The organism is Amycolatopsis sp. lyj-84 (assembly GCF_046549075.1).
In the GTDB taxonomy this organism is placed as follows: Bacteria; Actinomycetota; Actinomycetes; order Mycobacteriales; family Pseudonocardiaceae; genus Amycolatopsis.
Map to the genome: position 1 here is coordinate 23,647 of NZ_JAJPWO010000030.1, position 15,039 is coordinate 38,685.

Consider the following 15,039-nt stretch of genomic DNA (forward strand, 5'->3'; position numbering starts at 1 on the left):
CGATAGCAAAGGTCCCCTGCTCTCTTCCTGGCCGAATCGCTTCGGGAAGTCGGAGCCGGATGTAAAGATCTCCTTCCCGATGGAAGGAGCCACCATGGCTGGAAACGTTCCCCCGGTCGCCGACGAGCGCGAAGGTCTCCTCGCCTACCTCGAGCAGCAGCGCCACGTCCTGCGGATCGCGGCCCACGGACTCACCGAAGAACAGGCCAGAGCCGTCCCGACCAAAAGCTCACTGAGTGTCGGTGGCCTGATCAAGCACACCGCGCACGTCGAAGACGGCTGGCTCGACATCATCCTCCAGAAGCCCGCGAAGCCGATGGAAGAGACGATGAAGGAGTACGAAGCGGGCTACGTGATGGCGCCGGACGAGACGATCGAAAGCGTCTACGCGCGCTATGACGAGGTCGCCCGCCGCACCTCGGACGTCATCGCCGGGATCGCCGACCTCGGCCAGCCGGTCCCGGTGCCGCAGGGCGTGCCCTGGTATCCGAAGGACGTCGAGGCCTGGTCTGTCCGCTGGGTGCTGCTCCACCTCATCGAGGAGACCGCACGGCACGCCGGGCATGCCGACATCATCCGCGAGCACATCGACGGCGCGACCGCGATCCCGCTGATGGCCGCCGCGGAAGGCTGGCCGGAGACGCCCTGGCTCAAGCCGTGGTCGCCCACCCAAGCCGTTTAGAACAACGTCGGTTCGTCCGCCAAAGCGCCTTCGATGACCAGCATCCGGCGCTTGGTGGCGACCCCTCCACGCGCGGAGAACCCACCGTCCTTGCCGCCCGCGGCGAGCACGCGGTGGCACGGCACGATGATCGGGAACGGGTTACGGCCCATCGCCTGCCCCACGGCCTGCGCCCCACCGGGCATGCCGAGGATGTTCGCGATGTCGCCGTAGGTCAGCGTCTTGCCAGCGGGGATCGAGCGGATGAACTCGTACACCCGGTGATGGAAATCTGGCACGCCCTCGTAATCGAGCTCGACGCCGGTGAGGTCCGTGCGCTTGCCGCTCATCAACGAGACCACGTCGCCGATCGCCTGCTGGACCTCTGCCGGTGGCGCGGACTCGACCGCGTCGGGCAGGCGTGCGGTGAGCCGCGCCCTGGTCTTCTCTTCACTGCCTTCGGGTAGCTGGACCGCGATGACCCCGCGTTCGCTCCACGCGATGCCGCAGTCGCCGATCGCGGTGCCGAACACGGCGTAGCCCGGTGCCGTCATGAATCCAGGGTACGAGACAGGTCCGACAGTTTCGGCTTAGCCGCTTTTGGCGACACCACGGTGCCAAGGACACGGCGGCTGCGATAGGACTATGGGCATGACCGACCTCGTGCTTGATCACCTCGTCTACGCCGGGCCGAATCTCGAAGAGGCCGTCGCGCGCGTCGCGGATCTGACCGGCGTCACGCCCGTACGCGGGGGCAGGCATGTCGGGCTCGGCACGGCCAACTATCTGGCCGATCTCGGCGCCGGTGCCTACCTCGAAGTGGTGGGGCCCGATCCGGACCAATCCGGGCACGCCGGGCCGCGGCCGTTCGGCATCGACGAGCTGACCGAGCCCGCCCTGGTCACCTGGGCCGCGCGTGTTCAGGGCATCGACGACGCGATCGCCGAGGCCCGTGAACGTGGTTACGACCCGGGAGAGGCGTTCGAGATGTCGCGCGCCACCGACGATGGCGAACTGCTGACCTGGCGCCTCACCGGCGCCGGCGGCTTGAACGGGCTCGCGCCCTTTCTCATCGACTGGGGGAGCACTCCGCATCCGACGACGCGAGGACTCCCCTCGATCCCGCTGCTCCTGGTCACCGGTGTCCACCCCGAGCCCGCCGCGGTGGAGTCCGCGGTCCGGGCGCTCGGGATGGACATGCTCGTTCGCCGTGACGCGAAGCCCGGCCTGGTGGCCGTGCTCCAGAACTCAGCCGGGAAGCAGGTCACGCTGAGCTGAGCGGGTCACGACCGTGCCCTCGCGCCAGCCGTTGGTCATCGGCAGCCGCCGGTCCCGCCCGAACGCCTTGAACGTGATCTTGGTGCCCGGCGGGTACTGGCGGCGCTTGTATTCGGCCTTGTCGACCATGCGCACCACACGATCGATGGTCTCCGGCTCGAAGCCCGCGTCCACCAGGTCGACGTAACCGCGGTCGCCCTCGATGTAGTCGTCGAGGATGTCGTCGAGCATCAGGTAGTCGGGCAGCGAGTCACTGTCCAGCTGCCCGGGCCGCAACTCGGCCGACGGCGGCTTGGTGATCGAGTTCTCCGGGATCGGCGGGGTCTCGCCGTTCTTTTCGGCTTCTGCGTTGCGCCATTTCGCCAGATGCCAGACGTAGGTCTTGAACAGGTCCTTGATCGGAGCGAAGGCTCCGACGGCGTCGCCGTAGATCGTCGAATAGCCGACGGCGAGCTCGGTCTTGTTGCCGGTGGCGAGCACCAGGTGACCGTCCTGATTGGACAGTGCCATCAGCAGCATGCCGCGGACGCGGGCCTGGATGTTCTCTTCGGCGAGGCCGGTCAGCTGAAGCTGTTCGACGTAGATCTTGACCATGTCCGCGATCGGCTCGACGCGATAGTGCGCGCCGATACGGCGGGCCAGATCAGCGGCGTCGTCCTTCGAGTGCCCCGAGGAGTACTCCGAAGGCATCGAAACGCCGTAGACGTTGTCGCCACCGAGCGCGTCGGCGGCCAGCGCCGCCACGACCGCCGAGTCGATGCCGCCGGAGAAGCCGAACGTCACCGACGAGAAGCCGTTCTTGTGCACGTAGTCGCGCAGGCCGACGACGAGCGCGTGCCAGACCTCGGCCTCGTCCGACAGCGGCTCGCTGATCGCCGAATCGTTGCTCGGGCTGTAGGCCGGAACCGGCTCCTCGCTGAGGACGCGGCGCTTGACCCGCAGACCCTCGAACTCGCCCTCGGCGGTGTGCCCGCCCGCGACGAGGTCCGTGTCGACGACGAGCAGGTGCTCGACGAACTGCGGAGCGCGCGCCAGCAACCGGCCGTCCGCGCCGACCACGATCGAATCGCCGTCGAAGACGAGGTCGTCCTGACCGCCGACCTGGTTCGTGTACACCAGCGGCGCCCCGGCCTCGGCCGCGCGGCGGGCGATGAGCGGCAGGCGGATGTCGTCCTTCGCGCGCTCGAACGGCGAAGCGTTGGGCGCGACCACGAGGTCCACCCCGGCCTTGCCCAGCGCGGAGATCGGGCCGCCGTCTTGCCAGACGTCCTCGCAGATGACCATGCCGACGTCGACGCCGCGGAAGCGGACGACCTCGAGGTCGTGGCCCGGCTTGAACCAGCGGTGCTCGTCGAAGACACCGTAGTTGGGCAGGTGGTGCTTGAACTGGCGGGCGACCACCTCGCCGCGGTACAGCGCGGCCGCCGCGTCGCGCGGACCGGCCTCGTCCAGATCGAGGTACCCGATGTAGGTGAGCACCTCGCCGCATCCGGCTTCCTCGAGCCGCCGGGCGAGCGCTTCGACCATCTGCTTCGAGGCGGAGGCGAACGTCGGGCGGAGGGAAAGGTCCTCGACGGGGTAGCCGGTGAGGGACATCTCCGGGAAGACCACGATGTGGGCGCCTGCTTCGGCGGCCTTGCGGGTCCACTCGACGGTGAGATCGGCGTTGCCCTCGAGGTCCCCGACGGTGGTGTTGACCTGGGCCAGTGCGATGCGCAGTTGCGGCATGCCGTCATTCTCACCCACCGGCGCCTGCAGGGACGAGTGGATGTGCCGAATCGCCCACCTGGGTCCTGTTCGCCGGGGCGTGACCGGCGGGGGAGCAAGGGACCTTTGCTATCGCCGGACGCCTGACCTGGGATTTCGCGGAAAAAGAGAGCGGGGGACCTTTGCTGTCACTCTCTTTTGGAGAGCGACAGCAAAGGTCCCCCGCTGCGTTCCGGGCCGGAGCTACTTCCGCTTGATCATGCTCCGCACCTTCTTGATGGTCTGCTCGAAGTCGGAGTCGAACGGGTTGTCGTGCACCAGGTAGGTCCACGTCGTGTTCGCCCGCCGCACGCCCGCGTCACCGAGGTCGATCCCGTTCTCGGTGATCTCGGCTTCCTCGAGCGTCTTCGCCGCCCGCTCGGCCGCCTCCGGGATGATCTTGTGGAACTCGGGGATCGCCGCGCGGTGGAACTCGTCGATCGGCGTCTCCCGTGCCAGCGCGCGGAGATGGATGCTCTCCCGCACGTCGGTCAGGAACGCCAGGTGGTCCGACCACAGCTGGTCGATGTGGAACAGCAGCACCTCACGGCTCAGCTGTTCGACACGAGCCTCGTCGTCGACGGCCTCCGAAAGCTCCTTGAACTTCTCCGGGTGCGCCTTCTCCAGCACCTCCGCCGCGTGCGCCGTCCGCAGCACCTTGTCCCGGTGCTCGAGCAGCTCGCCGCGCTGCCGCTCGATCAGCCGCGTGTAGCGCCAGGTGTTCCGGTGGATCTCCAGGTCGACACCCTCGGCGACGCGCTGCGCGTGGTTGATCTGCCGCAGCGCCGCCGGGTCGGTGACCTCGCCGCTGCCCACGTCGGAGCTGATGCCTTCGGGCACGTCCGGCGCGTTCGACAACACAAGTTCGTCGTTCAAGCTGGCGAAGAACACCGCGCTGCCCGGGTCACCCTGCCGCCCGGACCGGCCGCGCAGCTGTCCGTCCAGCCTGCTCGACGGGTAGCGGGCGGTGCCGATCACGTGCAGGCCGCCCAGTTCGACGACCTCGTCGCGACCGTCGCCGTCCTTGCCGCCCAGCCGGATGTCGGTCCCTCGACCGGCCATCTGGGTCGAAACGGTGACCGCGCCCTTCTTGCCGGCGTCGGCGATGATCTCGGCTTCCTCGGCGTCGTTGCGCGCGTTGAGGACGACGCATTCGAGCTCGACCTTCGCCAGCTTCTCGGCCAGTTCCTCCGATTCGGCGACGTCCTGGGTGCCGACGAGGATCGGCCGCCCGCTCTCGTGCACCCGCCGGATCTCCTCTTCGATCGCGCGCAGCTTCTGCGACGGCGACCCGAAGATCCTGTCCTCCTGGTCTTCACGGATGTTCGGCGTGTTCGGCGGGATGACCGCGACCTCGAGCTTGTAGAACTCGCGCAGCTGCTCGGCGACCGCGACCGCGGTACCGGTCATGCCCGCGACCTCGGGGTAGCGCGCGAGCAGCGCCTGCACGGTGATCGAGTCGAGGATCTCACCCCGGTCGGTCGCCTTGACCTGCTCCTTCGCCTCGACGGCGGCCTGGAGGCCGTCCGGCCAGCGCTGCAGTTCGGCGACGCGGCCACGTGCGGCGTTGATCAGCTGCACCTTGCCGTCACGCACGAGGTAGTCGACGTCGCGGGTGAGCAGCGCGTGCGCGTGCAGCGCCACGTTCACCGCGGGCAGCCGGTCCGAACCCGTGTCGTCGTAAAGGTTGATGTCGTCGCCGAGAGCCTTCTCGACCACCGACGCGCCCGCCTTGGTCAGCCACGCGTTGCGGCCGTCGGCGTCGGTCTCGTAGTGCAGCCCGAGCCGCAGCCGCCGGACGATGTTCGCGACCTCGTCGTCGGCGTCGGTGTGGTCGATCGACCCCGCCATCACCAGCGGCACGCGCGCCTCGTCGACCAGCACGGAGTCGGCCTCGTCGACGATAGCCACCTCGGGATCGCGCTGGACCAAGTCCTCTTCGCGGGTCACCAGGCGGTCGCGAAGCACGTCGAAGCCGATCTCGCTGACGGCGCCGTACGTGACCTCCTTCGCGTATGCCTCGCGGCGTTCGTCGCGCGAGTGAGCGGGCTCGATCCAGCCGACGGAGACGCCGAGCAGGTCGTAGATCGGGCCCATCCATTCCGCGTCACGGCGGGCGAGGTAGTCGTTCACCGTGACGACGTGGACGTGCTTCCCTCGCAGCGCGTACCCGGCGCCTGCCAGCGCGCCCGCCAGCGTCTTGCCCTCACCGGTCTCCATCTGCACGATATGCCCGCTGAGCAGGCCCATTGTGCCGAGCAGCTGGACGTCGAAGGCACGCTCGCCGAGCGCGCGCCGAGCGGCCTCGCGGCCGAGCGCGCAGACCTCGACCAGCTGGTCGTTGCCGAAGGACGTGGCGTCCCGAAGCTTGCCGGCCCGCTCTGTCAGCTCCTCGTCGGAGAGCTTCTCCAACTCGGGCTCGAGCTTCTCGATGGCCGGCAGCAGCGCTTCGTAGCGGGTCAGCTCGACGCTGCCCGGCCGCTGGATGATCCGGCGCAGCTTCTTGCCCACCCGGCTGATCAGTGCTGCCACCCCTGTGCTCCCGTCTGTTCTTCTGCCGTCCGCACTCGTATCACCAACGCAGTGGTGGTGCGGCCGAGTTCCACGGCCGATGGCACGATCCAACCGTGTCCACTCATGTCAGCGCCAGGTCCCGTGCCCGTCGATTCGCCGCGATCACGCTGTCCGGCCTGCTCGCGGTCACTTTCACCGCGTGCTCGTCGGGAGAGGGCAGAACCCAGCCGCCGCCTCCGGCGACCGAATCGCACGCTCCGACCGGACCGGTGCCCGCAGGACTCGAGAAGTTCTACGGACAGAGTCTGACCTGGGCCGACTGTGCACCCTACGCGACATCCGATGACGCAAAAGCGGCGTTTCGAGTGAAGGACGCACAATGTGCCCGGCTGACCGTCCCGCTCGACTACGCGAAGCCTGAAGGCGACTCGATCACGCTCGGCCTGCTGCGCCGGAAGGCGCTGGAAACCGACGAAAGGATTGGGTCGCTCGTGGTCAACCCGGGTGGCCCGGGTGCTTCCGGCATGGAGGCCGCGGCCGGTCTCGCCTCGCGGACGGCGACGAACGAGCTGGGCAAACGCTTCGACGTCGTCGGTTTCGACCCGCGCGGCATCGGCGCGAGCCAGCCGCAGATCCGCTGCCTGACCGACGCCGAACGCGACGCGGACCGGGCGGACGACAGCGAGACGGACGGGTCACCCGACGGGGTGAAAAAGCAGGAGACCGAGTCCCAGGACTTCGCGACCAGATGCGCTCAGCGGACCGAACACGGCGCCTCGATGCTCGCGAACGTGGGTACCCGCGACGTCGTCAAGGACATCGACATCCTGCGTTCGGTCCTCGGCGACCCGAAGCTGAACTACCTCGGCTACTCGTATGGGACGCGGATCGGATCCGCCTACGCGGAGGCGTTCCCGGCGAACGTCCGCGCGCTGGTGCTCGACGGTGCCGTCGACCCCGAGCAGGACGCGGTGGAATCGCTGGTCGCACAGGGGCAGGGCTTCGGCAAGGCGTTCGGAGAGTTCTCGAACTGGTGCGCCGCGCGCGAAGACTGCGCTCTCGGGCGTGACGCGGCAGGCGTGACCAAGGCGTTCCAGGACCTGGTGCGGCCGCTGATCGACTTCCCGGTGCCGGTCAGCGACGGCCGGAAACTGTCGTACGAGGACGCGACGACAGGCGTGATCCAGGCTCTCTACCAGCAGGATCTCTGGGAACCGCTGAACACCGCGCTCAACGATCTGAAGCGCCAGCGCGGTGACGGCCTGGAGAGGCTGGCCGACCTCTACAACGAACGCGGCGCCGACGGCCGCTACGGGACGACGCAGGACGCGTTCGTCGCGATCCGGTGCGTCGACGACCCGCGGGTCACCGATCCGGCGAAGATCCTCGACGCGCAGAAGCGGTACGCGCAGGCGGCGCCGTTCCTCGACGACGGCAGGCCGGACGGCTCCGCCCGCGACGCCTGCGCCTTCTGGCCGGTCCCGAACACCTCGGAGCCGCACCAGCCCAACGTCGAAGGCCTGCCGAAGACGCTGGTCATCTCGACGACGAACGACCCGGCGACCCCCTACCAGGCGGGCGTCAACCTCGCGAAAGCGATCAAGGGAGCTTTGCTGACGTTCGAGGGCACCCAGCACACGGTGTTCCTCCAGGGCGTCTCGTGCGTCGACCGGATCGGCATCGACTACCTGGTGAGTGGCGCCGTGCCGGACGAGGGCACCCGCTGCGCGGGCAAGTAACGAGTTCGGCGCGAAGGGCCGTGAGCCGCCGGGACGCTGCGAAGATCGCGAGATGAGCCTTCGCCGCGTCCCGGCCACGCTCGCAGTTGTCGTGCTCGTCGCTTCGTGCACGTCACCACAGCCGCAGCCTGTGCAGCCGCCGGCGCCTCAGCCGACCACGGCGTCACCGACTCCGGATCCGAGGGCGCTCGAGAAGTTCGCCGAGCAGAAGTTGGCATGGGGCGCGTGTGAGTCCTTCAAGGACAAGGCGTTCGACTGCGCGAAACTCACCGTGCCGCTCGATTACCTGAAGCCGGACGGGGAAACGATCTCGATCGGCGTCCTCCGGCACAAGGCGAAGAAGGCGGACCAGCGGATCGGCTCGCTCGTGGTCAACCCGGGCGGGCCCGGCGGCTCGGGCGTCTCGGCGGCCGCGCGCATCGCGAAGTCCCTGCCCGCGGCGACCTTGGCCGGACGCTTCGACATCGTCGGTTTCGATCCGCGCGGCGTCGGGACCAGCGATCCGAAGCTCGTGTGCCTCACCGACGCGGAACGGGACGCGGACCGCGCGGAGGATTCGGAAAGCGACACGACCCCGAGCGGCATCACGAAGCAACTCGCCGAAGCGAGGGCGTACGCCGCGAAGTGCGCCGAGCGCACGAAGCACGGCAAGGACCTGCTAGCCAACATCGGGACCAGGGATGTCGTCCGCGATCTCGATGTACTTCGCTCGGCCCTCGGCGACGAGAAACTCACTTACCTGGGCTTTTCGTACGGCACGCAGATCGGGACCGCGTATGCCGAGGCCTATCCGGACAAAGTGCGGGCGCTGCTCCTCGACGGCGCTGTCGATCCTCAACTCGACACCGCCGAATCGCTGGTCACGCAGATGGCCGGCTTCCAGAACACGTTCACCGAATTCGGCGAATGGTGCGTCGCCCGCGCGGACTGCGCGCTCGGCCGCGATGCGGGGGCGGTGACGAAGGTGTTCCAGAACCTGGTCCAACCGCTGATCACCAAGCCGGTCCCGGCCGGGAACCGCGAACTTTCGTTCGAAGACGCGATCACCGGCACCAGCGCGGCGCTGTACTCGCAGGACGCGTGGAAGTTCCTCAACGACGGGTTCACCGAGCTCAAGCGGGGGAGCGGCAAAGCCCTGGTCGCGCTCGCCGACAACTACTACGGCCGCGAATCGGACGGCCGGTACACCGGGATCCTCGACGTGTACTTCGCGGTTCGCTGCGTCGACAGCACGCGGATCACCGACCGGCGCGTCATCGACGGTGCCCACGAGCGGATGCTCCAGGGCGCGCCGTTCCTCGCCGGTGGCACCCCGGACATGAGCGAGCTCGACATCTGCTCGGTCTGGCCGGTGCCCGCCACTTCGGAAGTTCATAAACCGGACATCGAAGGCCTGCCGAGTCCGCTGGTCATTTCGACCACCGATGACCCGGCGACCCCGTACGCGTCCGGCGTGAACCTGGCGCGGGACCTCAAGGGAGCTTTGCTCACGTTCGAGGGCGCGCAGCACACCGTCTTCCTCGACGGCAACGCCTGCGTGGACGGCGCCGGCTTCGCTTACCTGATCGACGGGAAGCTGCCCGCCCCCGACACCCGCTGCACCTAGCGGGGGAGCAAGGGACCTTTGCTATCGCCACCCCCGCTGACCTGGCCTTTCGCCTCGCCCGGGAAGCAGGGGACCTTTGCTATCGCCCGCCCCCGACGACCACCGCGTCATGCCTGGTCAATGCCAGCTCCAGCATCACCGCGAAGTCCTGCGGGCTCGTCGGCGGCACCTGCAGCCACACCCGCACCAGCCGCCGCGGCGCGGCTTTCGAAATCCACAGCTTCACAAACACGTCCGACCTGATCTCCGGCACGATCCCGCCGATCACCGCGGCAGGCACCTTCGCCGCGATCCGGAACGAGTCGGTGTCCTGCACCCGCTCCCACCGCTCGCCCTTCAGCTCGGTCGCCCCGGTCAGCAGTCGCCGAAGTCCACCTTCAGCCCCGAGCATCGCCTGAGGCGTATAGGGCGCCGAAGCCGGAACCACCCGCTCCCCGTCAGGCCCACTGAGCGTGATCTCCGACCCGGAAAGCCGGTATTTGACCTTCATCCGTTCGAAGTCGTCCTGCAGGTCGGCATTACCGACCGCGCCACCCTCGAGACTGACCTCGCCATCGAGCCCCCGCACCGGCAACCCGGTGACCACGCCGTTCACCCCGAGAGTGAAGCGAACGCTGCGTAACGAGACGAGGGAGTCGGCCGCCGCGCTCACGAATTCCTGGGCGGACGGCAACGGGGGCGATCCCGCGCAGCCGCCGATGAGCCCGATCGTGAGCAGCAGCGCCGGCACGAGGTGACGGCAGCGCATGGCCAGAGCCTATGGCTTGGCCCGAATCTTGCGCACGGTGTCCTTCCAGCCGCTTCCGCCGGGAGCCGCCGCCGATGACGCTGTACCCGTGCACCCTGAGACCCGGCTCCACCGTGCGTGGTTCGTCGCCGCCGCCGCGTTCATCGCCCTGCTCGCCGCCGCCGGTTTCCGCGCGGCCCCCGGCGTGCTCATCGACCCGCTCCACGACGAGTTCGGCTGGTCGCGCGCGACGATCGCGTCAGCCGTCTCCGTGAACCTCGTGCTCTACGGACTCTTCTCGCCCTTCGCGGCAGCTCTCATGGAGCGCTTCGGCATGCGACGCGTCGCCTCGACGGCATTGTTCGTCGTCGCGATCGGCGCGGGCGGCACGGTGTTCATGAGCGCGAGCTGGCAGCTCATCCTCTGCTGGGGCGTTCTGGTCGGTATCGGCACCGGTTCGATGGCGATGAGCTTCGCCGCGACGGTCGCCGCCCGCTGGTTCGTCCGCAGCCGCGGCGTCGTCACCGGGGTCCTCACCGCGGCGGGCGCCACCGGCCAGCTGATCTTCCTCCCGATCGTGGCGAACCTCGCCATCGACGAAGGCTGGCGGACCGCCTCGCTCGTCATCGCCATCGCCGCCCTGGCCGTGGTCCCCGTCGTCCTCCTGGTGGTCCGTGATCACCCATCCGACGTCGGAACGACCGCGTACGGCGCCGAGCCCGGCGAAGTCGCGCCGGTCACCCGCACCGGTGGTTCCGCTCGCCGGGCGCTCACCGTCCTCGGCTCGGCAGCACGCACCAAGACGTTCTGGTTGCTCGCCGTCGGCTTCGCGATCTGCGGCGCCACCACGAATGGCCTGGTCAGCACCCATTTCGTCCCCGCAGCGCACGACCACGGCATGCCACAGACCACCGCCGCCGGCCTGCTCGCCCTCGTCGGGATCTTCGACGTCGTCGGCACCATCGCCTCCGGCTGGCTCACCGACCGGGTCGACCCGCGCATCCTGCTCGGCGTCTACTACGCCCTTCGCGGTGTTTCGCTCGCGCTTCTCCCACAGCTGTTGAGCGGATCGGTGGAACCGAGCATGTGGGCGTTCATCGTCTTCTATGGCCTCGACTGGGTGGCGACGGTTCCGCCGACGGTCGCGCTCTGCGTCCGCCAATACGGTGCCGCCGGGCCGATCGTCTTCGGCTGGGTCTTCGCCAGTCACCAGCTCGGCGCCGGTCTCGCGGCCTTCGGTGCCGGCGCGATCCGCGACTCTTCCGGCAGCTACGCGCTCGCTTGGTACATCGCCGCGGGTCTCGCCGTGCTCGCTTCGGTCGCCTCGCTGGCCATCACGAAGGCGGCCAAGCCCGAGCCGGTTCTGGTGGGGTGATCCACCACTTCCGGTCGATCGGCGCGTCGCGAAACATGTCGTTAACACGTTCTCGTTAGGGTGCGGCCATGGATCGCCAGCAGGAGTTCGTGCTCCGTACCTTGGAAGAGCGCGACATCCGTTTCGTCAGGCTCTGGTTCACCGACGTGCTGGGGTTTCTCAAGTCCGTCGCCGTGGCTCCCGCCGAGCTCGAGGGCGCCTTCAGTGAGGGCATCGGCTTCGACGGATCGGCCATCGAAGGATTCGCGCGCGTCTACGAATCCGACATGGTCGCGAAGCCAGACCCGGCAACGTTCCAGGTCTTGCCGTGGGAGACCCCGGACGGCGGCCCGTACTCGGCGCGCATGTTCTGCGACATCGCGATGCCGGACGGCTCCCCGTCCTGGGCGGACCCCCGGCACGTCCTGCGCAGGCAACTCTCGAAGGCGGCCGAAGCGGGCTTTACCTGCTACGTCCACCCCGAGATCGAGTTCTTCCTGCTCGCCAGCCTGCCGGACGACGGCAGTGAACCCGAGCCCGCGGACAACGGCGGGTACTTCGACCAGGCCAGCCACGCGACAGCGACGCACTTCCGCCGCCACGCCATCGAGACGCTCGAGGCGATGGGGATCTCGGTCGAGTTCAGCCATCACGAAGGCGCGCCCGGCCAGCAGGAGATCGACCTCAGGTACGCCGACGCGCTGACCATGGCCGACAACGTGATGACCTTCCGCTACGTCGTCAAGGAGGTCGCGCTCACCCAAGGGGTCCGCGCGACGTTCATGCCGAAGCCGTTCACCAACCAGCCGGGCTCGGGGATGCACACCCACGTGAGCCTGTTCGAGGGCGATCGCAACGCCTTCTACGACGCCGAAGACCCGTACGAGTTGTCGGCGACCGGTAAAGCTTTCGTGGCGGGACTGTTGCACCACGCGAAGGAGATCTCCGCGGTCACCAACCAGTGGGTGAACTCCTACAAACGGCTGATCAGCGGAAGCGAGGCCCCGACGACCGTTTCGTGGGGCCGGGCCAACCGCTCCGCGCTGGTCAGGGTGCCGATGTACTCGCCGGGCAAGGCGTCGTCACGCCGCGTGGAGATCCGCACGCTCGACTCGGCCTGCAATCCCTATCTGGCGTACTCGGTCATCCTGGCCGCCGGCCTCAAGGGCATCGAAAAGGGCTACGAGCTGCCGCCTCCCGCCGAGGACAACATCTGGCAGCTCTCGGACGCCGAACGCCGCGCGGCCGGATATGCCCAGCTCCCGCAGAACCTCGGCGAGGCCCTGTCCGAGATGGAAAAATCGGAACTTCTGCCCGAAGCGCTCGGGGAGCACGTTTACGACTTCTTCCTGCGCAACAAACGTGTTGAATGGGACAACTACCGCAGTGCGGTGACCCCGTACGAACTGCGGACCCTGCTTCCGGTGCTCTAGAAGGAGACCTGATGGTGCGGCGACCGGTGTTCCGAGTTCTGACGACACTGGTCGCCGCGACCATCGCGGCGAGTGCCGCACCAGCGGCATCCGCCACCGGCAGACCTCTCGACCTCGACGCCGCCGACATCCCCGCGCTCCAGGCCCGGATGTCCTCCGGACGGCTGACAGCGGTCGGTCTGACCTCGGCTTATCTCGACCGCATCCACAAGGTCGACCGGAAGGTCAACGCGGTCATCGCGGTCAATCCGGCCGCGCTCGCGCAAGCCGCGGAAAGCGACGCCAGGCGCCGGGCGGGCAAGACCCGCGGCCCCCTCGACGGCATCCCGGTCCTGGTGAAGGACAACGTCGACACCCGCTCGATGCAGACGACAGCCGGCTCACGCGCCCTGCGCAGCAAGCCCGCGAAAGACGCAACATTGCTCCGCCGCCTGCGTGATGCGGGCGCGGTGCTCCTCGGCAAGGCGAACCTGTCCGAGTGGGCGAACTTCCGCGCCGCCAAACCCACTTCCGGCTGGTCAGGCGTCGGCGGGCAGACGAACAACCCGTACGTGCTCGATCGCAATCCTTGTGGGTCGTCCGCCGGATCCGCCGCCGGTGTCGCCGCGTCGCTCGCCCAGGTCGCGATCGGCAGCGAGACCGACGGCTCGATCGTCTGCCCGGCCGGGATGACCTCGACCGTGGGACACAAACCGAGCCTCGGCCTGGTCAGCCGCACCGGGGTGGTGCCGATCTCGGCCGAGCAGGACACCGCCGGCCCGATGGCCAGGCACGTCGTCGACGTCGCGCTCACCCTCTCCGCGCTCCAAGGCCGCGACCCGGCCGACCCCGCCACCGGCGCGTACCCGCCGAATCAGCCGACCGACTACGCCGCGCACCTCCGTCCCGGCGTGCTGAAGGGCTCCCGGATCGGGCTCTGGCGACTGCCGGTTCTCGGCCCGGACGTCGACGCCGTGATGATGCGAACCAGGAACTCGCTGGTCAAAGCGGGTGCCGAGGTCGTCGAGGTGACTCCGCCGTACCAGGCCAGGCTCGGCGAACTGGAGTTCCCGGCACTGCTCACCGAGTTCCACCGGGACATCGACCGCTACCTGGCCACGCGCCCGCAAGGCCCGCGCGACCTCGCCGCGCTGATCGACTACAACCGGTCCGACCCGCTGGAGCAGACCTGCTTCGCCGGACAGGAACTCTTCGAGCAGGCACTCGCCGCACCCGGCCCGTCCGATCCCGGCTACCTGGCCATGCGCCGCGAACTGACCGATCTGGCGAAACGCTCGATCGACGAGACCCTCGCCAAGTACCGCCTCGACGCGATCGCCGCGCCCACGAACCCGCCCGCCTGGAAGACCGACTGCAAGACCGGCGACAACGACGTGATCCCGTCGTCGACGCCGGCAGCGGTCGCGGGGTATCCGGCGGTGACCGTGCCCGCCGGCTTCGTCGGCGAGCTCCCGGTCGGGGTTTCGTTCATGGCGGGGCGGTGGACGGACGCCCGAGTGCTCTCCTACGCGGCCGACTTCGAACGCGTCGTCCCCGCCCGCAAACCGCCTCGCTACCTGAAGACCGTCGGATGACGGGGGTTCATATCGGCTGACCTGCGGCGATGTCCTTAAGTGACCCCCCTGTTTTCAGGGGGTTCCGGGGCATGTAATCTTCTCTTCGTCGCCAAGAACACCGGGCCACCGGGGCCGAAAAGCCCCAGGCCGGGAACACGGGCCGAGCGGGTTGACATCGCGAACCGGACCAGGTAACGTTCTACGTCGGCCCACGAGCGGCCGCCGACCCCCTACGACTAACACCGTAGGATTCGGCATGCTCGACCAAAAGCTTGTGAATATCGCTTTGAAACAAAGCGTGTTGCTTGAGAACTCAACAGTGTGCTAGTGAACTAAGCCAGTAGAGCTTATGTATTTGAACCTCGTTTGAGGTTCCTTTGAGAGCAAGTATATTGCCTCGATCAAATTTGACATTGTTGGAGAGT

11 protein-coding genes are annotated in these 15,039 nt (G+C 68.1%); 7 read left to right on the forward strand and 4 right to left on the reverse strand.

Annotation, left to right across the window (positions count from 1 at the left end):
• Positions 1-94: 94 nt before the first annotated feature.
• On the forward strand, positions 95-682 hold the full coding sequence (locus tag ACLJRM_RS43995) for a DinB family protein (RefSeq protein WP_410666419.1): 588 nt from the start codon (positions 95-97) through the stop codon (positions 680-682).
• Here ACLJRM_RS43995 and ACLJRM_RS44000 read toward each other — a convergent pair.
• Positions 679-1,215 (reverse strand): methylated-DNA--[protein]-cysteine S-methyltransferase, encoded by a 537-nt coding sequence (locus tag ACLJRM_RS44000; RefSeq protein WP_410666420.1) that lies wholly within the window; start codon positions 1,213-1,215, stop codon positions 679-681. The genes ACLJRM_RS43995 and ACLJRM_RS44000 overlap by 4 nt on opposite strands.
• A 97-nt stretch (positions 1,216-1,312) precedes the next feature.
• On the opposite strand from ACLJRM_RS44000, the gene ACLJRM_RS44005 reads away from it, so the two are divergent.
• Positions 1,313-1,939 (forward strand): VOC family protein, encoded by a 627-nt coding sequence (locus ACLJRM_RS44005; RefSeq protein WP_410666421.1) that lies wholly within the window; start codon positions 1,313-1,315, stop codon positions 1,937-1,939.
• On the opposite strand, the gene ACLJRM_RS44010 is transcribed toward ACLJRM_RS44005, so the two are convergent.
• Positions 1,910-3,667, reverse strand: a complete 1,758-nt coding sequence (locus ACLJRM_RS44010; RefSeq protein WP_410666422.1) for an NAD+ synthase — start codon at positions 3,665-3,667, stop codon at positions 1,910-1,912. The two genes, ACLJRM_RS44005 and ACLJRM_RS44010, sit on opposite strands and share 30 nt — an antisense overlap.
• A 222-nt stretch (positions 3,668-3,889) precedes the next feature.
• Complete coding sequence (gene secA2, locus ACLJRM_RS44015; RefSeq protein ID WP_410666423.1) at positions 3,890-6,217, reverse strand: accessory Sec system translocase SecA2; 2,328 nt, start codon at positions 6,215-6,217, stop codon at positions 3,890-3,892.
• Between the two features lie 149 nt (positions 6,218-6,366).
• Here secA2 and ACLJRM_RS44020 point away from each other — a divergent pair, with 149 nt between their 5' ends.
• Together ACLJRM_RS44020 and ACLJRM_RS44025 are read left to right on the forward strand one after the other, a co-directional pair.
• Positions 6,367-7,938: an alpha/beta hydrolase gene (locus ACLJRM_RS44020; RefSeq protein WP_199192963.1), complete on the forward strand. Its 1,572-nt coding sequence runs from the start codon at positions 6,367-6,369 to the stop codon at positions 7,936-7,938.
• 52 nt (positions 7,939-7,990) lie between these two features.
• Positions 7,991-9,544: an alpha/beta hydrolase gene (locus ACLJRM_RS44025; RefSeq protein ID WP_410666424.1), complete on the forward strand. Its 1,554-nt coding sequence runs from the start codon at positions 7,991-7,993 to the stop codon at positions 9,542-9,544.
• A gap of 79 nt (positions 9,545-9,623) precedes the next feature.
• Here the strand turns inward: ACLJRM_RS44025 and ACLJRM_RS44030 are convergent, their stop codons facing one another.
• Complete coding sequence (locus ACLJRM_RS44030; protein WP_410666425.1) at positions 9,624-10,292, reverse strand: LppX_LprAFG lipoprotein; 669 nt, start codon at positions 10,290-10,292, stop codon at positions 9,624-9,626.
• An 88-nt stretch (positions 10,293-10,380) separates the two neighbouring features.
• On the opposite strand from ACLJRM_RS44030, the gene ACLJRM_RS44035 reads away from it, so the two are divergent.
• From ACLJRM_RS44035 to ACLJRM_RS44045, 3 genes are all read left to right on the forward strand, one after another.
• Complete coding sequence (locus ACLJRM_RS44035; RefSeq protein WP_101612613.1) at positions 10,381-11,646, forward strand: MFS transporter; 1,266 nt, start codon at positions 10,381-10,383, stop codon at positions 11,644-11,646.
• A gap of 68 nt (positions 11,647-11,714) precedes the next feature.
• Entirely contained in the window at positions 11,715-13,058 is a 1,344-nt protein-coding gene (glnA, locus tag ACLJRM_RS44040) for a type I glutamate--ammonia ligase (RefSeq protein ID WP_037303423.1), read from the forward strand.
• 11 nt (positions 13,059-13,069) lie between these two features.
• A complete protein-coding gene (locus ACLJRM_RS44045) occupies positions 13,070-14,632 on the forward strand; it encodes an amidase (RefSeq protein WP_101612614.1) in 1,563 nt (520 codons plus the stop codon).
• Positions 14,633-15,039 lie beyond the last annotated feature (407 nt).